At 75.1% G+C, this 21,510-nt stretch carries 6 protein-coding genes; all 6 read right to left on the bottom strand.

Translation table 11 applies throughout. The features are described 5' to 3' along the window. Window positions 1-9: 9 nt before the first annotated feature. A complete protein-coding gene (locus tag ABZ914_RS16835) occupies window positions 10-741 on the bottom strand; it encodes a thioesterase II family protein (RefSeq protein WP_500193796.1) in 732 nt (243 codons plus the stop codon). Then, window positions 738-1,385, bottom strand: coding sequence for a GNAT family N-acetyltransferase (locus ABZ914_RS16830; protein ID WP_347257060.1), 648 nt, complete (start codon window positions 1,383-1,385; stop codon window positions 738-740). The genes ABZ914_RS16835 and ABZ914_RS16830 overlap by 4 nt, the downstream gene beginning before the upstream one ends. Next, window positions 1,378-1,587: an MbtH family protein gene (locus tag ABZ914_RS16825; protein ID WP_190866509.1), complete on the bottom strand. Its 210-nt coding sequence runs from the start codon at window positions 1,585-1,587 to the stop codon at window positions 1,378-1,380. The genes ABZ914_RS16830 and ABZ914_RS16825 overlap by 8 nt, the downstream gene beginning before the upstream one ends. After that, window positions 1,584-5,552: an amino acid adenylation domain-containing protein gene (locus ABZ914_RS16820; protein WP_500193793.1), complete on the bottom strand. Its 3,969-nt coding sequence runs from the start codon at window positions 5,550-5,552 to the stop codon at window positions 1,584-1,586. Before ABZ914_RS16820 ends, ABZ914_RS16825 begins: the two co-directional genes overlap by 4 nt. Further along, entirely contained in the window at window positions 5,549-13,354 is a 7,806-nt protein-coding gene (locus tag ABZ914_RS16815) for an amino acid adenylation domain-containing protein (RefSeq protein WP_500193791.1), read from the bottom strand. The genes ABZ914_RS16820 and ABZ914_RS16815 overlap by 4 nt, the downstream gene beginning before the upstream one ends. Then, window positions 13,351-21,510, bottom strand: an 8,160-nt coding sequence (locus tag ABZ914_RS16810) for an amino acid adenylation domain-containing protein (protein ID WP_500193789.1), incomplete at its 5' end; no start/stop codon positions are given. The genes ABZ914_RS16810 and ABZ914_RS16815, both read right to left, overlap by 4 nt.

Genomic DNA, 21,510 nt, shown 5'->3' with positions numbered 1-21,510 from the left:
CCTGCCGCGTCAGGCGGGGACCTCCAGCGTGCGGTGGATCTCCTTGATGACGCTCGGCTGCTGGTCGGCCAGGTAGAAGTGGCCGCCCGGCAGCACCGTCAGCGTGAAGCGGCCGTCGGTGAGCGTCCCCCACCCCTTGGCCTGCGCCTCGGTGACGTGCGGGTCGGCGTCCCCGATGATCGCGGTGACCGGGACGGCCAGCCGCGTCCCGTCCCGGTGCTCGTAGGACTCGATCAGCGCGAAGTCGTTGCGCACGTACGGCAGGACCAGCTCGCGCAGCTCCGGGTCCCGCAGCGCCTCGGTGTCGGTGCCGCCGAGCTCCACCATCGCCTCGACCACGCCGTCGTCGTCCCGGTCCGCCACGCGCTCGCCGCCCCGGTCGTGCGGGGGCCGGGCGCCGGAGGCGAAGACGTGCACCGGCGGGGTGCCCCGCTCCTGGAGCAGCCGCGCCACCTCGTAGGCCAGCACGGCGCCCATGCTGTGCCCGAACAGCGCCGCCGGCCGGTCCATCAGCGGCGCCATCGCCCCGGCGACGAGCCGGGCGAGCTGGTGCGCGTCGGTGACGAACGCGTCCGCCAGCCGGTCGGCGCGGCCCGGGTACTGGACGGCCTGCACCTCGACGGCCGGGCTGACCGCCTTCGCCCAGGGCCGGTAGAACACCGCGGACCCGCCCGCGTGCGGCAGGCAGAACAGCCGCATCGACGCCCACGGCCGGGTCTCCGGGCAGCGGAACCAGCTCACGTGATCAGCTCCTCCTCCTGGTACCGGCGGGACGCCGCGCGCGGGTCGTGCGGCAGCGGCCACGGCGCGACCCGCGGGTCCGGGACCAGCTTGGCCGCGGTCGTCTCCGCCGCCACCTTGAAGCCGCGGCGCCGGTAGTTGGCCATCGCGTTCGGATGATCGAGCGTACTGGTGCGCAGCCACACCCGCGAGGCGGGGCCGCTGCCGGCGGCCCACAGCTCGCCGCGCTGCCACGCCCGCCGGGTGCACTGCTCGACGAGGTAGCCGCCGTAGCCGCGGCCGACGAACGCCGGGGTCAGCCCGACGAGGTGGATCTCGGTGTCGCCGCCGGGCTGGGCCTCCAGCTCGAAGAACCCGGCGATCGTCCCCTCGGCCATCGCGAGCCAGGTGGACAGCTCGGGGCGCTCCACCCAGGCCCGCCAGTCGGCGTGCGTCCAGGGGAAGCGGTCCGTCCAGCAGACGCGGGCGCCGACCATCGCGTACAGGGCCCGGTTGACGTCCGCGGACGGCACCCCGGCCAGGGTGAAGGTCATCTCGACGCCGGGCAGCGGCGCGGGCCGCAGGTCGGCGGCGTCGAGCATCTCCATCGCCCACTCGGTGACCGCGGGGATCTCCAGGGCGCGCCCCGCCGCCGGGTCACTCACCCATGGCCTCGATGAGGCTCTTCGGCCGCATGTCGGTCCAGTTCTCCTCGATGTACTCCAGGCAGGCCTGCCGGGTGTCCTCGGCCTTGGCGACCGTCCATCCGTCGGGGACCTCGGCGAACGACGGCCACAGCGAGTGCTGGCCCTCGTCGTTGACGAGGACGACGTACGTGCCGTCGGCGTCCTCGAAGGGGTTCGTCATCGGAGTCCCTTTCCCGTGTTCCCAGGTGTCTGGTCGTTGACGTGCAGTTTGTCGAGTTTCGCGGCGAGCACGGCGCCCATCTCGGCGGCCGGGCCCGGCTCCAGCAGGAAGTGGTGCTCGACGTCCAGGGGGTAGTCCTCGATCTGCCCCTCGACGAGCGGCCCCCAGTTGGACGGCCCGGTCGGCGAGTCCGCGGTGCGGCCCCGCAGGGCGGTGAAGAAGACGACGTCGCCGCGGTACCGGCCGGGCCGGTACCGCTCGGCCTGGCGCAGGCCGTTCTCGTAGTTGCGGTAGACGTTGACGAGGTCGTCCTCCTGGAGGGTGGCGAGGGCGTCGTCGCGTTCGGCGAGCACCGCCATGATCTGGGCCATGTCGGGATGGCCGTCGTCGGCGACCATCCGCGCGTCGATCCCGATGGACTCCAGCAGCTCGGGCAGGATCTCCCGCTTCTCCGCCTCCAGGTCCTGGGTGTGGTAGGCGTCGATGAGCCCGAGCAGCCCGACGCGCTCCCCGGCCTCCTGGAGCCGGACGGCCATCTCGTAGGCGATGAGGCCGCCGAGCGACCAGCCCACGAGGTGGTAGGGGCCGGACGGCCGCACGGCGCGGATCTGCTCGATGTAGTCCCGCGCCATCTCCTCGACGGAGCCGGGAAGGTCCTCGCGGGTGAACGCGCTGCCCTGGAGGCCGTAGATCGGCTGGTCGGGGCCGAGGTGGCGCTGGAACTGCAGGTAGCTCCAGGCGAGCCCGCCGGCGGGGTGGACGAAGAAGACCGGCGGCCGGGTCCCGGTGGTGCGGATCGGCAGGAGCATCTCGAAGCCGAGCCGGTCCTCGGGCTCCCCGGCGCGCAGCAGCGCCTCGACGGTCTGGTGGGTGAACACGTCGCGGGGCGTCAGCTCGATCCCGGCCTGGCGGGCACGGGTGACGAGCTTCAGCGCGGCGATGCTGTCGCCGCCGAGGTCGAAGAAGCTGACGTCGGCGCCGACCCGGTCGAGGCCGAGGACGTCCGCGACGATCCCGCAGAGCACCTCCTCGTCGGGGGTGGCGGGGTCGCGCCCGGCGGCGGCCTCGGCGTAGTCGGGCGCGGGCAGGGCGCGCCGGTCGAGCTTGCCGTTCGGGCCGACGGGGAAGGTGTCGAGCCGGACGAACGCGGCGGGCACCATGTACTCCGGCAGCCGCGCCGCGAGGAACTCCTTGAGCCCGTCGGTGCCGGGCGCGATGACGTACGCGACGATGGTCTTGGCGCCCGGGGCGTCCTGGCGGGCGACGACGGCGGCGTTCGCGACGGCCGGGTGCGCGGTGAGCGCGGCCTCGATCTCGCCCAGCTCGATCCGGAACCCGCGGACCTTCACCTGCTGGTCGGCGCGGTCGACGTATTCGAGGGCGCCGTCGGGGCGGTGCCGGACGAGGTCGCCCGTCCGGTACATGCGGGACCCGGGCGGCCCGAACGGGTCGGGCACGAACCGCTCCCCCGTCAGGGACGCGCGCCGCAGGTAGCCGCGGCCGACCCCCGGGCCGGCGATGTAGCCCTCGCCGACCGTGCCGGGCGGGACGGGCCGCAGCGCCGGGTCGAGCACGTACATCCGCCGGTCGTCCATGGGGCGGCCGAGCAGCGCGGACGTCTCGCCGAGGTCGGCGGTCAGCCGGGCCCGCTGCCGGTCGACGGTGGTGTAGGTGGTCGCCTCGGTGGGGCCGTAGACGTTGCCGACCTCGGTGTCCGGGCAGGCGGCGAGGACCCGGCGGATCGCGGCGGTGGAGCCGGCCTCGCCGCCGGTGAGCACCTCGCGGAGCCCGGCGAACGCCCGCGGCCGCTCGTCGGCGATCAGGTTGAACAGCGTCGTGGTGAGGAACAGGCCGGTGAGGCCGTGCGCGCGGACCAGCTCCTCGACGGACTCGCCGGTGAGGTGGCCGGGCGGCGCGACGACGGTGGCGCCGCCGTGCAGCAGCGGCGTCCAGATCTCGTAGATGTGCGCGTCGAAGGCGTGCGGGGAGTGGAAGAGCACGCGGTCGTGGGCGCCGCCGCGCAGCTCCCCGTCGGTGGCGAGGCTCACCGCGTCGCTGTGGCGGAGCATGACGCCCTTCGGCACGCCGGTCGAGCCGGAGGTGAACAGCACGCAGGCGAGCTGCTCGGGGTGGCACGGGACGTCCGGGGCGGTGGCGGGCTGCGCACCGGTCTCCGGATCGTCGTCCACGACGACGACGTGGGCGGAGGTGTCGAGGCGGTCGACGCGGCCGCGCATGGCGGTGTCGACGAGCAGGACGGGCGCGTCGACCTCGGCGATGGCCCACGCCGTCCGCTCGGGCGGGTAGGCGTGGTGGATCGGCGCGTAGGCGCCGCCCGCCTTGAGCACGGCCAGGGACGCCACGACGCTGGCCGCCGACCGCTCCACCAGGACCGCGACGGGCGTCTCGCGGCGGACGCCGAGCCCGGCGAGGCGGTGCGCCAGCCGGTTCGCGCGCTCGTCCAGCTCGGCGTAGGTGAGCGTCTCGCCGCCCGCGACGGCGACGGCCTCCGCGTCCGGCGTCTTCGCGAGCTGCTCGGCGAAGCGGCCGGTCAGCGTGCCGGGGCGGCGCTGCGTACCGGTTCCCTGCCAGGCGCGCAGGACGAGGTCGCGCTCGTCGTCCTCCAGCACGTCGATGCGGCCGAGCGGCAGGTCGGGGCGGTGCGCGACGGACTCCAGGATCCGGACGAACCGCCGCATCAGCCGCTGCGCCCCGTCCTCGGTGAACAGGTCCGTGCGGAAGTCCAGCCGCAGCGACAGGCTCTGTCCGCCCCGACCAACCGACCCCGACCGACCTCCCGGGCCCGGGACGGCGGCGAGGGTCAGCGGGTAGTGGGTTGCGTCGTGGCCGTCGACGTTGTGGAGGGTGAGGCCGCCGAGGTCGGCGCCGGCGGCGTCGGGGTCAAACGGGTAGTTCTCCAGGACGGTCATCGTGTCGAACAGCGGTCCGGCGCCGGCGAGCCGCTGCACGTCCGACAGCCCGAGGTGGTGGTGCTGCATCAGCGCGGCCTGCTCGTCCTGCAGGCGGGTGAGGGCGGCGGCGACCGTGTCGCCGGGGCGGACCCGCACGCGGATCGGCAGCGTGTTGATGAACAGGCCGATCATCTGCTCGACGCCGGGCAGCTCCGGCGGGCGCCCGGACACGGCGGCGCCGAACACCACGTCCGTCGCGCCGGTGAGGCGGCCGAGCAGGACGCCCCAGCCGAGCTGGAGGACCGTGTTGAGGGTGACGCCCTCGGCGCGGGCGCGCGCGGACAGCGCGGCGGTGAGGTCCTCGGTGAGCCGGATCCGGACGCGGCCGGGCTCAGCGGCGCCGGGCTCGCCGGCGCCGGGCGCGACGAGGGTCGGCCCGTCGACGCCGTCGAGGGCGCGGCGCCAGGCGTCCTCGGCGGCGGCGCGGTCCTGCCCCGCGATCCACGCGAGGTAGTTCTTGTACGGGGCGACGCGCGGCATGCCGGTGTCGTCGCCCTTGGCGAGGTACAGCGCGAACAGCTCGGTCTGCAGGACGGGCGTGGACCAGCCGTCGAGCAGGATGTGGTGGTTGGTGAACACCATCCGGTGCAGGCCGTCCGCCAGCCGGATCAGCAGGAAGCGCAGCAGCGGCGGCCGGGCCATGTCGAACGGGCGGGCCCGCTCGGCCTCGGCCAGCTCCCGCGCCCGCGCGTCCCGCTCGGCCTCGGGCAGGCCGGTCAGGTCGGCGTCCTCCCACGGCAGCCGGACGGCGCGGTGCACGACCTGGACGGGCGAGCCCTCCTTGCGCTGCCGGAACCCGGCGCGCAGGTTCGCGTGCCGGCGCAGGAGCGTCGCGGCGGCGGCGCGCAGGGCGTCCACGTCGAGGGGGCCGCGCAGGTCGAACACGATCTGCGCGGTGTAGACGTCGTGCCCCGAGTCGTACAGGGCGTGGAAGAACAGGCCCTGCTGCAACGGGGACAGCGGGAGGATGTCCTCAAGCTGCGACTTGCTCAATCCAGCTCCCATTCACCGTCGAGTTCGGCGGCGAGCTCGTCGATCTCGTCCTGGCTGACGTCGACCAGCGACAGGTCGGAGGGGGTGAAGCCGCCCACGGGCCCGTCGGCGGGCGCGTCCACGACGTGCGCGACGAGGCCGCGCAGCGCCGCGAACCAGCGTTCGGCGAGGTCGCGGACGGCGTGCTCGTCGAACAGGCCGCCCGCGTAGGTCCAGGTGGCGCTCAGCTCGGGGCCGTCCGGAAGGTCCCGGGTGTGGGCGTTGACCTCGACGGCGTGGACGAGGCCGAGCGCGTCGTCCTGCCCGCCGCCGAGCGCCTCGGCGTCGGCCTGCCCTGCGGGCCCCCAGTCGGTGGCCTCGGGCACCGCGGACCGGCCGAGGTAGTTGAAGGCGATCTGCGGGTGCGGGCGGCCGCCGAGCCGCCGCGCGGCGGCCGGGTTGAGGTGGCGCAGCAGCCCGTACCCGATCCCGTTGTCGGGGATCTCCCGCAGCTGCTCCTTGACCCGCTTCAGCGCGGTGCCGACGGCCTGCCCGCCCTCGCGGACGTCGCCGGGCTCGACCCAGCCGGCGTCGAGCCGGACGGGGTGGATCGCGGTGAACCAGCCGGCGGTGCGGGACAGGTCGACGCCCGGCACGATCTCCTCGCGGCCGTGGCCCTCCAGGTCGATGAGGACGGCGGTGTCGTCGCCCACGCCCCGGTCGCGGCGCCATTCGGCGACGGCGAGGGCGAGGCCGGTGAGCAGGACGTCGTTGGCGCGGCCGTGGAACGCGGCCGGGACGTCGGTGAGCAGCGGCCCGGTGACGTCGGCGGGCAGGTGGAGGGTGAGGTGCCGGGCCGTCCCGAACGTGTCGGCCTTCGGATCCAGGGGGCGGGCGCCGAGGGCGGGGTCGGGGGTGGCGAGGACGTCCTCCCACAGCGCCAGCTCGGCGGTGCGGGACGGGTCGGACGCCTCCGCGACCAGGCGCTGCGCCCAGCGGCGGAACGAGGTCGGGACGGGGTCGAGGGTCCCGCCCGCCCAAGCGGTGACGAGGTCGGGCAGCAGGATCCGCCAGGACACGCCGTCGACGACGAGGTGGTGCAGGGTCAGCAGCAGGCGGCCGGACGCGCCGGGGCCGGCGTCGAACCAGACGAGCTGCGCCACCGTCCCGGCCTCGGGGTCGAGGCGGTCGCGGGCGGCGCGGGCCTGCTCGGCGAGGACGGCGCGCAGCGCGCCGCCCTCAAGACCGGTGACGTCGACGCGATGGACCAGCGGCGCCGCGTCGACCGCGCCGGGCTCGGCGACCTCGAACTCGCCGTCCCGCACGCGGAGCCGCAGCATGTCGTGGTGGTCGACGAGGGTCTGGAGGGCCGCCGCCAGCTCCCCGGCGCCGAGGCCGGGCGGGACCTGCAGCAGCATCCGCTGGCTGTAGCCGGCGGTCGGGCCGTCCAGCTCCTGGAACCAGCGCATGATCGGGGTGGCGGGGACCTGGCCGACGCCCGCGCCGGGCGCCTCCGCCTCGATCCGCTCGTCCTCGCCGACGGGGCGCGACGCCGCCGCCAGCTCCTCGACGGTCTGGTGCTGGAACACCTCGCGGGGCGTGATGACCAGGCCGGACTGCCGGGCGCGCGACACGAGCTGGATCGCGATGATGGAGTCGCCGCCAAGGTCGAAGAACCCGTCGTCGATCCCGACCCGCTCCAGGTTCAGCACCTCGGCGAACAGCCCGGCGAGCGTCTCCTCCTCGGGCGTGCGGGGCGCGCGCGACGACGCCTTGGCGGCGAAGTCGGGCGCGGGCAGCGCCGCGCGGTCGAGCTTGCCGTTCGTGGTGAGCGGCAGCGCGTCCAGCACCACCACGGCGGCCGGGACCATGTAGTCGGGCAGGCCCCGGCCCGCGAACGCGCGCAGCTCCGCCGGGTCGGCCTCGCCGGTGGTCACGACGTAGCCGATCAGGCGGTCGTCGCGGACGACGACGGCCGCGTCCGCCACGGCGTCGTGCCTGGTCAGCGCGGACTGGACCTCGCCCAGCTCGATCCGGAAGCCGCGCAGCTGCACCTGCTGGTCGGCGCGGCCGAGGTATTCGAGCGTGCCGTCGGCGCGCCAGCGGCCGAGGTCGCCGGTCCGGTACATGCGGGTGCCCGGCTTGCCGTGGGGGTCGGCGACGAACCGCTCGGCGGACAGGCCGGGGCGGTTCAGGTAGCCGCGCGCCAGCCCCGGACCGGCGACGTACATCTCCCCCACCACGTTCGGCGGAACGGGCTGGAGCCGCGCGTCGAGGACGTAGACGCGCAGGTCCGGGATGCCGGTACCGATGACGCTGCCCGGCGCGGTGGCCGCGGAGACCCGGTCGAGCGCGAGGTACGACACGTGGACGGTCGTCTCGGTGATCCCGTACATGTTGACGAGGGTCGGCGCGTTCTCGGCGTGCCGGGAGTACCAGTCTTCGAGGCGTCCGAGGTCGAGGGCCTCGCCGCCGAACACGACGTACCGCAGCGCGAGATCAGTGCCCGGGTTCGCCTTGTCGGCGGCCATGAGCTGGTAGAACGCCGACGGCGTCTGGTTCAGGACGGTGACCCGCTCGTCGGCCAGCAGCTTCAGGAACTCGTCCGGCGACCGCGACGTCAGGTACGGGACCACCACGAGACGGCCGCCGTTCAGCAGCGGCCCCCACAGCTCCCACACCGAGAAGTCGAACGCGTAGGAGTGGAACAGCGTCCACACGTCGTCCGGGCCGAAGTGGAACCACTCTTCGGTGGAGCGCAGCAGCCGGATCACGTTCTGGTGCGGGACCACGACGCCCTTGGGATGCCCCGTCGACCCCGACGTGTAGATCACGTACGCGGGGTGGTCCGGCGAGACCGCCACGCCGAGGTTCGCGTCGTCGTAGCCGGACGCGTCCAGGTCGTCGGGGCGCAGGGTCAGGACGGGGGCGGCGTCCTCGACCATGTACGCGATGCGGTCCTCGGGATAGTCGGGATCGATCGGGACGTACGCCGCCCCGGCCTTCAGGACCGCGAGGATCGCGACGACGAGATCGGCGGAGCGCGGCAGCGCCAGCGCGACGAACTGCTCGGGGCCGACGCCCTGCTCGGCCAGGCGCCGCGCCAGCCGGTTCGCCCGCGCGTTCACCTCCCCATACGTCAGCGACACGCCCTCGAACGACACCGCCACCGCCCCCGGACGCGCCGCCGCCTGCGCCTCGAACAGCGCCGGGATCGTCGACCGCTCCACCTCCGGCGCCTTGCCGCCCGCCCACTTGCGCAGGATGGTGCGGCGTTCGGCGCGTTCCAGGATCTCGGCGGTGCCGATGGGGGCGTCCGGGTCGGCGACGAGGTCGCGGACGAGCCGCTCGAACCGTCCGGCGATCGCGGCGGCCGTCGCCGGGTCGAACAGGTCGAGGGCGTATTCGAGACCGGCCTCGATCCCGTCCGGCGCGCCGTCGCCGCCGTGCCGCTCCTCCAGGTAGAGGGACAGGTCGTACTTCGCCGTCCCGGCGGTGAGCGGCTCCGCGCCGCCGGTGAGGCCGTCCATCTCCAGGCGCGCCTCGGGGTTGTTCTGGAACGACAGGGCGACCTGGAACAGCGGGTGCCGGGCCATCGACCGCGCCGGGTTCAGCACCTCGACGAGCCGCTCGAACGGCAGGTCCTGGTGGCCGTAGGCGGCGAGGTCGGTCTCCTTCACCCGCGCGACCAGCTCGCGGAACGACGGGTCGCCGGAGGTGTCGGTGCGCAGGACGAGCATGTTGACGAACATGCCGACGAGGTCGTCCAGGGCCTCGTCGGTGCGGCCCGCGATCGGCGACCCGATCGGGACGTCGGTGCCCGCGCCGAGCCGGGTCAGCAGCGCGGCGAACGCGGCCTGCATGACCATGAACAGGCTCGCGCCGCTCTCCCGGGCGAGGCGCAGCAGGCCCGCGTGCAGCTCGGCGTCCAGTTCGAAGGCGTGCGTGCCGCCCCGGTAGGACGCCTCCGGCGGGCGCGGCCGGTCGGTGGGCAGCCGCAGCTCCTCCGGCAGCCCCGCCAACGCGTCCCGCCAGTAGGCGATCTGCCGGGAGATCAGGCTGTCCGGGTCGTCCTCCGACCCGAACAGCTCGCGCTGCCAGAGCGTGTAGTCGGCGTACTGGACGGGCAGCGGCGCCCACTGCGGCGCCCGGCCCTCCGCGCGCGCCGCGTAGGCGAGGACCACGTCGCGGGCCAGCGGCGCCATCGACCAGCCGTCCGCCGCGATGTGGTGCAGCACCAGCACCAGGACGTGCGCGCCCCCGTCGTGCGTGTCATCGTCGTGCGTGTCACCGCCGTGCGTGCCGCCGTCGTGCGTGTCACCGTCGAGGGCGAACAGCCGGGCCCGCAGCGGCGGCTCCACCGACAGGTCGAAGCCCCGCCCGACCTCGGCGGCGAGCGCCGCCGGCAGCGCCGCCTCGGCGACGGGGGCGACGTCGAGGCGCGGCCGGGCGGCGGCCGGGTCCAGGACGAGCTGGCGGGCGCTGCCCGACCCGTCCGGGAAGATCGTCCGCAGCGACTCGTGCCGCTCCACGACGTCGGCGAGCGCGGCGCGCAGCGCGTCCAGGTCGAGGGCGCCCTCCAGCCGCAGCGCGACCGGCATGTTGAACGTCGCGGACGCGCCCTCGAACCGGTTGAGGAACCAGAGCCGCTGCTGCGCGTACGACAGCGGCACGACCTCGGGGCGCTCGGCGCGGCGCAGCGGAGGCCGCACGTCCCCGCCGGCCCCGGCGAGGCGCTCGGCGAGGCCCGCGACCGTCGGGGCCTCGAACAGCGCCCGGACGGGCAGCTCGGCGCGCAGCGCGGTCCGGATCCGGCCGACGAGGCGGGTCGCGGTGAGCGAGTCGCCGCCGAGGTCGAAGAACCCGTCATCGACGCCGACCCGCGGGACGCCGAGGATCTCCGCGAACAGCCCGCAGAGGATCTCCTCCTGCGGGGAGCGCGGCGCGCGGCTCACCGGCGCGCCGGTGTCGGGCGCGGGCAGCGCGGACCGGTCCAGCTTCCCGTTCACGGTCAGCGGCAGCGCGTCCAGCACGGTGAACGCCGGGACCATGTAGTCGGGCAGCCGCTCGGCCGCGGACCGCCGCAGCGCGGCGGCGTCCAGGCCCGCCTCCCGGTCGGCGGGCACCACGTAGGCGGCGAGGCGCCGGTCGCCGGGCCGGTCCTCGCGGACGACCACGGCGGCCCGCGCGACCCCGTCGAACCCGGCGACGACGGCCTCGATCTCCCCCGGCTCGACCCGGAACCCGCGGATCTTGACCTGGTCGTCGGCGCGGCCCAGGTACTCGATGGTGCCGCCGGGGAGCCAGCGGGCGAGGTCGCCGGTCCGGTACATGCGGTCGCCCGGCGCGCCGAACGGGTCGGCGACGAACCGCTCGGCGGACAGCCCCGGCCGCCCGAGGTAGCCGCGCGCGAGCTGCGCGCCCGCGAGGTACAGCTCGCCGGGGACGCCCGCGGGCGCGGGCTGGAGCGCCGCGTCCAGCACGTAGGCGCGCGTGTTGCGGTGCGGCCCGCCGATGGAGACCCGCTCGGACCGCGCGACGACCTGGTTCATCGTGTCGATGGTCGACTCGGTCGGGCCGTAGAGGTTCCGCGTCGTCAGGCCGGGGACCTCGCGCAGCTCGTTCCAGAGCGCGTCGCCGACGGCCTCGCCGCCGAGCAGCAGGTGCGAGGGCAGGTGGCGGCCGTCATCGTCGAGCAGGCCCGCCTCGCGGAGCGAGCCGAAGTGCGACGGCGTGGTGTTGACGAGGTCGATCCGCGCGCGCGCCACGTACGCGGTGTACGCCTCGACGTCCCGGCGCGTCGCGTCGTCGATGAGGTGCAGCTCGTGGCCGTGCATCATCCACAGCAGCCCGTGCCAGGACGTGTCGAACGAGAACGACGCGAGGTGCGCGAACCGCATCCGGCGCCCGCCGGCCGCCGCGATCGCCGGGTCGATGAACGCGTCCCGGTGCGCCTCGAAGTAGTTCAGGACGCCGGTGTGCGGGATCGTCACGCCCTTGGGGCGCCCCGTCGATCCGGACGTGTAGATGACGTAGGCGGCGTTGCCCGCCCGCAGCGGCCGGACCCGGTCGGCGTCGGCGGGGTCGCCGGGGTCGTGCTCGGGACCGCTTCCGCCCAGCGGCAGGTCCTCGGCGGTGAGGGTGAGCGCGGGACGGCAGTCGTCCAGCATGTACGCGATGCGGTCCGCTGGGTACTCGGGATCGACCGGCACGTACGCGGCGCCCGCCTTCAGCACGCCGAGGATCGCCACGACGATCTCGGGCGTGCGCGGCAGGACGATCGCGACGCGGTCCTCGGCGCCGATCCCCCGCGCGATCAGCTCGTGCGCGAGGCGGTTGGCGCGCCCGTTCAGCTCGGCGTAGGTGAGGGACGTGCCGCCGCACACGAGGGCGGTCTCGCCGGGGGTGCGCGCGGCCTGCGCCTCGAACAGCGCCGGCAGCGTGCCGGACGGGACGTCGGCGGCGGTGTCGTTCCAGCGCGCCAGGGCGGCGCGCTCGTCCTCGCTCGCCAGCGGGACCGCGCCGATGAGCTGGGACGAGTCCTCCGCGAACGCCTCCAGGAAGCGGCGGACGCGGGCCAGCAGCGCCTCGACGACCTCGCGCTCGAACACGTCGGGCCGGTAGTGCAGGCGCAGCGACAGCCGGTCGTCCGGTACCGCGACGAACGACAGCGGGAAGTGCGTCGCGTCGTAGGAGTCGGCGGCGGCGATGCGGACCCCGTTCAGCGAGCCGTCCAGCATGGCCGGGTCGAACGGGTAGTTCTCCAGCACCGTCATCGTGTCGAACAGCGCGCCGCCGTGGCCCGCGACCCGCTGGATGTCGGTGAGGCCGAGATGGTGGTGCGCCAGCAGCGCGGTCTGCTCCTCCTGGAGCCGCTCCATCAGCGCGGCGAGCGACTCGTCCGGGCGGTGCCGGACGCGGATCGGCAGCGTGTTGATGAACAGGCCGATCATCTGCTCGATGCCGGGCAGCTCCGGCGGGCGGCCCGACACGGTCGCGCCGAACACCACGTCCTCGCTGCCGAGGAACCGGCCGAGGACCAGGCCCCACGCGCCCTGCAGCACGGTGCTGAGCGTGACGCCGTGCCGGCGGGCGGCGCGGGACAGCCGGCGGGTGGTGCGCTCGTCCAGCTCGGCGGCGGTGCGCTCCGGCGGGCGCGGCGCGCGGGCGGCGGCCTCCGGCGCGACGAGGCTCGGCTCCTCCACCCCGTCGAGGGCGCGGCGCCACGCCTCCTCGGCGGCGGCGCGGTCCTGCTTCGCCAGCCACGCCAGGTAGTTCTTGTACGGGGTGACGCGCGGGAACCCGGCGTCGTGGCCGCCCTGCACGTACAGCATGAACAGCTCGGTCGCCAGGATCGGCGTGGACCAGCCGTCCAGCAGGATGTGGTGGTTGGTGAAGATCAGCCGGTACCGCTCCGGGCCCGTCCGGACCAGCACGAACCGCAGCAGCGGCGGCGCGGTCATGTCGAAGCCGCGCGCCCGCTCCCGCGCCACGATCGCGTCGGCCTCGGCGGCGTCCGCCGCCTCGGTCTCCTCCCACGGCAGCTCGACGGTGCGCGGCACGACCTGCACGGGCCGCGACAGGTCCTCGTGCCAGAACGCGGCGCGCAGGTTGGAGTGCCGGCGCAGCAGCGTCTCGGCGGCCGTCCGCAGCGCCCCGGCGTCCACCGGCCCTTCGAGGTCGAGCACGATCTGCGCGGTGTAGACGTCCCTGCCGTCCGCGCCGTCGCCGTCGCCGCCCTCGGCGTCGAACAGCGCGTGGAAGAAGAACCCCTGCTGCAAGGGAGACAGCGGCAGGATGTCCTCGAGGTCCCCCCGGTTCACGACTGGCCCCTCCACGCGTTCTGCAGCTTGTCGATCTCGCTCTGGTCCAGGTCCACGAGCAGGTCGGACGGGGTGAACCCGCCGGCGGGGGCGGCGTCGCCGGCGGCGGCGACGTGCGCGACGAGGCCGCGCAGCGCGGTGAACCAGCCGTCGGCCAGCTCCCGGACGGCGGCCGGCTCCAGCAGCCCGCCGGGCCACGTCCACGTCGCCGACAGCACCGGGCCGCCGGGCACGTCGCGGGTGATCGCGTTGATCTCCAGGACGTGCGCGACCGGCATCCGCGGGTCCTCGCCCGCGGGCGTCTCCTCGGGCGCGATCGTCCAGTCGCCGTCCCCGTCGCCGGGCGCGACGCGGCCGAGGTAGTTGAACGCGATCGGCGCGGCGGGCGGCTCGGCGAGCTCCTCGGCGGCGTCACCGCCGCCGTAGCGCAGCAGCCCGTAGCCGATGCCGCCGTCCGGGACGGCGCGGAGCTGCTCCTTCACCTTCTTGATCGCGGTGCCGACGGCGGCGCCGCCGTCGCGGACCGCGGCCCAGTCGGCGGCGCCGGCGTCGAGCCGGACGGGGTGGATGGAGGTGAACCAGCCGGCGGTGCGGGACAGGTCCACGCCCGGCACCACGTCCTCGCGGCCGTGGCCCTCCAGGTCGACGAGCACGTCCGTGCCGCGGCCGGCGCCGTGCCGGCGGCGCCACTGCGCGACGGCGAGGGCGAGGCCGGTGAGCAGGACGTCGTTGGCGCGGCCGTGGAACGCGGCGGGCACGTCGGTGAGCAGCGGGCCGGTGACGTCGGCGGGCAGCTCCACGGTCAGCGACCGGGCGCGGGCGGCGATGTCCACGCGCGGGTCGAGGGCGCGCGGGGCGAGCCGCTGGGGCGGGCCGTCCACGATGTCGAGCCAGTCCTCCAGCTCGTCCTCGCGGTCGGCGGCGGTGGCGGTGAGCCGCTGCGCCCACCGGCGGAACGAGGTCGGGACGGGGTCGAGGGTCCCGCCCGCCCAGGCGGTGACGAGGTCGGGCAGCAGGATCCGCCAGGTGACGCCGTCCACGACGAGGTGGTGCAGGACGACGAGGAGGCGGCCCTGCTCGCGGCCCGCGTCGAACCAGACGAGCTGCGCCGTCGTCCCGGCCTCGGGGTCGAGGCGGTCGCGGGCGGCGGCGGCCTGCTCGGCGATGACCACGGCGAGCTTGTCGGCGTCGAGGCCCGCGACGTCCACCCGGGTGACGAGGGCGGCGGCGTCCACGGCGCCGGCCTGCCGGACGACCGGCTGCCACCGGTCGCCGTCGGCGTCCAGGCGGAGCCGGAGGACGTCGTGGTGGTCCAGGACGGTCTGGAACGCGGCCGTGAGGCCCTCCGCGCCGAGCGCGGGCGGGGTGCGCAGCAGCATCGACTGGTGGAAGCCCCTGATCAGGGACGCGTCGCCGCCGACCCGGTCGCGGAGCCACGCGACGATCGGGGTGACCGGGACCGGTCCGACGCCCGCGCCGGGCGCCTCGGCCTCGACGCGCTCGTCCTCGCCGACCGGCCGCGCGACCGCGGCGAGCTCCTCGACGGTCTGGTGCTGGAACACGTCGCGGGGCGTGATGACCAGGCCGGACTGCCGGGCGCGCGACACGAGCTGGATCGCGATGATGGAGTCGCCGCCGAGGTCGAAGAACCCGTCGTCGATCCCGACCCGCTCCAGGGTGAGGACCTCCCGGAACAGACCGGCGAGGGTCTCCTCCTCCGGCGTGCGGGGCGCACGAGAGGACGTCTTCGCGGCGAAGTCGGGCGCGGGCAGCGCCTTGCGGTCGAGCTTGCCGTTGACGGTCAGCGGCAGCGCGTCCAGCTCCACGACCACGGCCGGGACCATGTGGTCGGGCAGGTCGCCGCTTGCGAACCTGCGCAGCTCGGCGGGGTCGACGGGCGCTGAGGCGACGACGTAGGCGACGAGGCGGTCGTCGCGGACGACGACGGCGGCGTCCGCCACGGCGTCGTGCCGGGCCAGGGCCGCTTCGATCTCGCCCAGCTCGATGCGGAAGCCGCGGAGCTGCACCTGCTGGTCGCTGCGGCCGAGGTATTCGAGGCGGCCGTCCTTCAGCCACCGCCCGACGTCGCCGGTCCGGTACATGCGGGTGCCGGGGGCGCCGTACGGGTCGGCGACGAACCGCTCCGCGCTCAGGCCGGGACGGTTGAGGTAGCCGCGCGCCAACCCCGGACCCGCGACGTACAGCTCACCGACGACGCCCGGCGGGACGGGCTGGAGCCGCGCGTCGAGGACGTAGACGCGCAGGTCCGGGATGCCGGCGCCGATGACGCTGCCCGGTGCGGTCGCGGCGTAGGCGCGGTCCAGGGCGATGTACGAGACGTGCACCGTGGTCTCGGTGATCCCGTACATGTTCACGAGGGTCGGCGCGTCCTCGGGGTGCCGCGAGTACCAGTCCTCCAGGCGGCCCAGTTCGAGGGCCTCGCCGCCGAACACGACGTACCGCAGCGCGAGATCCGAGCCCGGGTTCGCCTTGTCGGCGGCCATGAGCTGGTAGAACGCCGACGGCGTCTGGTTCAGGACGGTCACGCGCTCGTCAGCCAGCAGCTTCAGGAACTCGTCCGGCGACCGCGACGTCAGGTACGGGACGACGACCAGGCGGCCGCCGTAGAGCAGCGAGCCCCACAGCTCCCAGACGGTGAAGTCGAAGGCGTAGGAGTGGAACAGCGTCCACACGTCGTCGGGGCCGAAATCGAACCAGTGCTCCGTCGAACGCAGCAGCCGGACGACGTTCTGGTGCGGGACCACGACGCCCTTGGGACGCCCCGTCGACCCCGACGTGTAGATCACGTACGCGGGGTGGTCCGGCGAGACCGCCACGCCGAGGTTCGCGTCGTCGTAGCCGGACGCGTCGAGATCGTCCGGGCCGATGGTCAGGACGGGGGCGGCGTCCTCGACCATGTACGCGATGCGGTCCTCGGGATAGTCCGGGTCCATCGGGACGTAGGCGGCGCCCGACTTCAGCACGGCGAGGATCGCCACGACCAGGTCCGCCGAGCGCGGCAGTTTCAGCGCGACGAACTGCTCCGGGCCGACGCCCTGCTCGGCCAGGCGCCGCGCCAGCCGGTTCGCCCGCGCGTTCACCTCGCCATAGGTCAGCGACACGCCCTCGAACGACACCGCCACCGCACCCGGACGCGCCGCCGCCTGCGCCTCGAACAGCGCCGGGATCGTCGACCGCTCCACGTCCGGCGCCTTGCCGCCCGCCCATTCGCCGAGGACCAGGTCGCGCTCGGCCGGGTCGAGGACGTCCGCGGCGCCGATGGGGGCGTCCGGGTCGGCGAGCAGCGCCGACAGGTACCGCTCGAAGCGGGCGACGAGCCGCTCCGCCGTCGCCGGGTCGTACAGGTCGAGCGCGTACTCCAGCTCGCCGTCGAGGCCGTCCTCCCGCTCGGTGAGGACCATCAGCAGGTCGAATCGGGACACGCCGGCGTGCAGCGGCTCCGCCTCGGCGGTGAAGCCGGGCAGCTCCAGCCGCGCCTCGGGGTTGTTCTGGAACGTCAGCCCGACCTGGAACAGCGGGTGCCGGGCGAGGTGCCGCGGCGGGTTGAGGACCTCGACGAGCCGCTCGAACGGGACGTCCTGGTGCGCGTAGGCGGCGAGGTCGGTCTCCTTCACCCGCGCGACCAGCTCGCGGAACGACGGGTCGCCGGAGGTGTCGGTGCGGAACACCAGCATGTTGACGAACATGCCGACGAGGTCGTCCAGGGCCTCGTCGGTACGGCCCGCGATCGGCGACCCGACCGGCACGTCCGTGCCCGCGCCGAGCCGGGTCAGCAGCGCGGCGAACGCGGCCTGCGCGACCATGAACGGGCTGGCGCCGGTGTCGAGCGCGAGCCTCCGGAGCGCCGCGTGCACGTCGGCGCCGAGCCGGAACCGGGCCGTCGCGCCGCGGTAGGACGCCTGCGCCGGACGCGGCCGGTCGGCCGGCAGTTCGAGCTCCTCGGGGAGCCCGGCGAGCGCGTCCCGCCAGTACGCGATCTGCCGGGAGATCAGGCTGTCCGGATCGTCCTCGGACCCGAACAGCTCCTGCTGCCAGAGCGTGTAGTCGGCGTACTGGACGGGCAGCGGCGCCCAGTCCGGCGCCCGGCCCTCCACGCGCGCCGCGTAGGCGGTGAGGACGTCGCGGGCCAGCGGCGCCATCGACCAGCCGTCGCCGCCGACGTGCTGCAGGAGCAGCAGCACGACGTGCTCGTCCGGCGCGAGCCGGAACAGGTGGGTGCGCAGCGGCGGCTCGGCGGAGATGTCGAAGGCGTAGCCGGCCGCCATGGCCAGCCGCGCCGGCAGCTCGGCCTCGGCGGTCTCGGTGATCTCCAGCTCCGGCCGGGCCGCGGCCGGGTCCAGCACCTGCTGGCGCGGCACGCCGCCGCTGTCGGGCAGGATCGTGCGGAGCGTCTCGTGCCGCCCGACGACGTCGCCGACGGCGGCGCGGAGCGCGTCCACGTCGAGCCGGCCGCGGACGCGCAGCGCGATCGGCATGTTGTAGGTCGCGGACGGTCCCTCGAACCGGTTGAGGAACCACTGCCGCTGCTGCGCGTACGACGGCGGGACGGTCTCGGGCCGCTCCCGGCGCTCCAGCGCGGGACGTCCCGGCGCGGCGTCCCGGCGGTCCAGCAGCGCGGCGAGCCCGGCGACGGTCGGCGCCTCGAACAGCGCGCGGACGGGCAGCTCGGCGTCCAGCGCCCGGCGGACGCGGCTGACGACCCGCATCGCGATCAGCGAGTTGCCGCCGAGCGCGAAGAAGTCGTCGTCGGCGCCGACGCGGTCGAGGCCGAGCAGGTCGGCGAAGACGGCCGCGACGGCCTCCTCCCGCTCCCCCGACGGGGCCCGGAACGCGGTGGCGGGGACGGCGGGCGCGAGGTCCGGCTTCGGCAGCGCCCTGGTGTCGACCTTGCCGTTCGGGGTGAGCGGCAGCTCGTCCAGCACGACGACGGCGGCGGGGACCATCGCCTCGGGCAGGTTCGCGCGGACGTGCGCGCGCAGCTCCTCCGGGTCGACGGCCTCGCCGGGCGCGGCGACGACGTAGGCGACGAGGCGCTTCTCGACCGGCCCCGCGGCCGGTTCGGCGACCTCGACGAGGGTGACGCCGGGCAGGTCGAGGCCGTCCACGGTGACGGCGGCGCGGGTCGCGGCGACCTGTTCGAGGGTGCGCAGGTACCAGCCGGTGAGCCGCTCGGCGGTTTCCGCGTCGAACAGGTCCCGCGCGTACTCCAGGACGCCGCTGAGGCCGCCGTCCGGGGCGCCCTCCAGCAGGAACTCCAGGTCGAACTTCGCGACGCCCGGGTCCACCGGCTCGACCGCGACGTTCAGGCCGGGCAGCTCGACGGACGCCTCGGGGTTGTTCTGCAGGGTCAGCATCACCTGGAACAGCGGGTGCCGGGCCAGCGACCGGACCGGGTTCAGCACCTCGACGAGCCGCTCGAACGGGACGTCCTGGTGCGCGTAGGCGGCGAGGTCGGTCTCCCGGACGCGGGCGAGCAGCTCCGCGAACGACGGGTCGCCCGAGGTGTCGGTGCGCAGCACGAGGGTGTTGACGAACACCCCGACGAGGTCGTCGAGGGCCTGGTCGGTGCGGCCCGCGATCGGCGACCCGATCGGCACGTCGGTGCCGGCGCCGAGCCGGGTGAGCAGCGCGGCGAGCGCGGCCTGCAGCACCATGAACACGCTGACCTGGTGGTCGCGGGCGACGGCGCGCAGCCCTTCGTGCAGCTCCGCCGGGACCTCGAAGGCGGCCCGCCCGCCCCGGTAGGAGGCGCGGTCGGGGCGCGGCCGGTCCAGCGGGAGGGCGATCTGGTCGGGCAGCCCGGCGAGGGCGTCCTTCCAGTAGGCGATCTGGCGGGCGGCGAGGCCGTCCGGGTCGTCCTCGGAGCCGAGCAGCTCGCGCTGCCAGAGCGCGTAGTCGGCGTACTGGACGGGCAGCGGCGCCCACTCGGGCGCCTTCCCGTCGCGGCGCGCCAGGTAGGCGGTGACGACGTCGCGGGCCAGCGGCGCCATCGACCAGCCGTCGCCCGCGATGTGGTGCAGGACGAGCAGCAGCAGATGCTCCTCCGCACCCGCCTCGTTCGTGCCCAGCCGGTACAGGTGGGCGCGGAGGGGCAGGTCGGACGCCAGGTCGAAGCCGCGGGTGGCGTCGGCGAACACCGCCCCGAACAGGTCGCCGGGGTCGGCGTCGCCGATCGCCAGCGGCGGGTCGGCGTCGGCCGGGTCCAGGATGATCTGGACCGGTTCGCCGTCGGCGTCGCCGAAGACGGTCCGCAGCGACTCGTGCCGGGCGACGACGTCGCGGAGCGCGGCGCGCATCGCGGCGACGTCGACCGCGCCGGTCAGCCGCAGCGGGATCGGCAGGTTGTAGGTCGCGGTGAGGCCCTCGAGGCGGTTGAGGAACCAGAGCCGCTCCTGGGCGTGCGACACCGGCAGCGGGTCGGGCCGCTCCGCCGGCCGCAGCGCGGGCCGCCGCGCCTCGCCGCCGGACGCGGCGATCCGCTCGGCGAGGCCGGCGACGGTCGGCGTCTCGAACAGCGCCCGGACGGGCAGCTCGACGTTCAGCGCGGCGCGCGCCCGCGCGACGACGCGGGTCGCCTTCAGCGAGTCGCCGCCGTGGTCGAAGAACCCGTCGTCGACCCCGACCCGCTCCACCCCGAGGACGTCGGCGAAGATGCCGGCGAGGATCTCCTCGCGGGCGTCGCGCGGGCCCCGCGCGGACTCCGGCGCGGCGAGGTCCGGCTCGGGCAGCGCGGCACGGTCCAGCTTCCCGTTCGGGTTGAGCGGCATCGCGTCCAGCGCCACGATCGCCGACGGCACCATGTACGCGGGCAGCGTCCGGCCGACGAACCCGCGCAGCTCCTGCGCCGGCACCGCCCCGGCGTCGGGGCCGACGACGTAGCCGACCAGGACGGTGTCGCCGGCGGCGTCGCGGCGGGCGACGACGACGCTCTGCGTCACCGCGGGATGCGCCGACAGCGCCGCCTCGATCTCGCCCAGCTCGATCCGGAAGCCGCGGACCTTCACCTGGTGGTCGAGGCGGCCGAGGTACTCGATGTTCCCGTCGCGGTTCCAGCGGACGAGGTCGCCCGTCCGGTACATCCGCTCGCCGGGGCCGCCGAACGGGCAGGCCACGAACCGGTCGGCGGTCAGCCCCGGGCGGCGCAGGTAGCCGCGCGCGAGGCCGTCGCCTGCCACGTACAGCTCGCCGGGCACGCCGACCGGGACGGGCCGCAGCCGCTCGTCCAGCACGTACGCGCGGGTGTTGGCCATCGGGCCGCCGATCGGCGCCATCCCGGAGGCGTTGCCGTCGTCGAACCAGCCCGTCACGAAGACCGTCGCCTCGGTGGGGCCGTAGATGTTGGAGATCCGCGCGTCCGGCAGCAGCGCCCGGACGTCGCGCAGCAGCCGCGGTGAGAGCGCCTCCCCGCCGAGCGCCACGTCCCCCACATCGAGCCGGAAGTCCTTCCGCGCCAGCAGCACCGACACCGCCGACGGCACGCCGCTGATCAGCGAGCCCGACCAGCCGCCGCGCTCGGCGACCTCCAGCAGGTCGCGGACGATCTCGATCTCGCCGCCGGCCGTCAGCGGCACCAGCCACTCGAACAGCGACACGTCGAAGTTCAGCGACGTGGAGAACAGGACACGCCGCATCCGCTCGGGCCCGTAGCCCACCATCGACTCGGCGCAGAAGTCGACCACGTTCGCGTGCGAGATGACGACGCCCTTCGGGCGGCCCGTCGAGCCCGAGGTGTAGATGACGTAGGCGGGATGGGCCGGGCGGAGCGGCCGGACGCGCTCGGCGTCGGTGAGGTCGTCCCCCGGCAGGCCGCCGAGGTCGAGGACGTCGAGCTCGACGCGGGGCGTGCCGCCGGGCAGCTCGGCGGAGCGGGTCGTGATGACGCAGGCGGGCGCGGCGTCGTCCAGCATGTAGGCGATGCGGTCCGCCGGGTAGGCGAGGTCGATCGGCTGGTAGGCGGCTCCCGCCTTCAGCACGGCCAGCGCCGCGACGACGAGGTCCTCGTCGCGCGGGAGGGCCAGCGCGACGAAGTCCTCCGCGCCGACGCCGCGCGCGACGAGGTGCCGGGCGAGCCGGTTCGCGCGGGCGTTGAGGTCGGCGTAGGAGAGGCGGACGTCGCGGGCGGCGACGGCCGTCCG

The organism is Spirillospora sp. NPDC046719 (assembly GCF_040645715.1).
In the GTDB taxonomy this organism is placed as follows: Bacteria; Actinomycetota; Actinomycetes; order Streptosporangiales; family Streptosporangiaceae; genus Spirillospora.
This window is presented reverse-complemented; position numbering and strand designations above follow the sequence as displayed.

What these genes read in the sequence shown, in the direction of transcription:
- ABZ914_RS16825 (WP_190866509.1), bottom strand. Translation starts at nt 1,587, where the DNA reads ATGACGAACCCCTTCGAGGACGCCGACGGCACGTACGTCGTCCTCGTC.